Origin of the sequence: Streptomyces tendae (assembly GCF_014650435.1) — a bacterium.
Taxonomy (GTDB): Bacteria; Actinomycetota; Actinomycetes; order Streptomycetales; family Streptomycetaceae; genus Streptomyces; species Streptomyces tendae.
Window position 1 is genome coordinate 1 of record NZ_BMUY01000135.1, and the last position, 506, is coordinate 506.

At 74.3% G+C, this 506-nt stretch carries 1 protein-coding gene; it reads left to right on the plus strand.

What is annotated here, in order from left to right; genetic code table 11:
• Window positions 1-506: AMP-binding protein (locus tag IE258_RS41015; RefSeq protein ID WP_189750864.1), on the plus strand; the 506-nt coding region annotated here is incomplete at both ends.

Consider the following 506-nt stretch of genomic DNA (forward strand, 5'->3'; position numbering starts at 1 on the left):
GGCTGCTGCGCCGCCTGGACGCCCTGCTCGCCCAGGTCGCCGAACACGGAGCCGGCCTGCCCGTCGGCCGCGCCGCGCTGCTGACGGCCGACGAGCGCGCCCACGCCCTCGCCCTCTCCCGCGGACCCTCCTCCGACGCCCCCGCCGGCCGGACCCTGCCCGAGCTGTTCGAGGCGCAGGTGGCGCGTACGCCGGATGCGGTGGCGTTGGTGGTGGGGGGGGAGTCGTGGACGTATGCGGAGGTGAACGCGCGGGCGAACCGGTTGGCGCGGTGGCTGGTGGGGCGGGGTGCGGGTCCTGAGCGGGTCGTGGCGTTGCGGTTGCCGCGGTGTGCGGGGCTGTACGTGGCGCTGTTGGCGGTGCTGAAGGCGGGTGCGGCGTATCTGCCGGTGGATGTGGCGTATCCGGAGGAGCGGATCGCGTTGATGCTTCAGGACGCGTCGCCTGCTCTGGTGCTCACGCCGGAGGAGGTGGAGGCGGATCTGTCGGGGTTCGAGGCGGGGGAT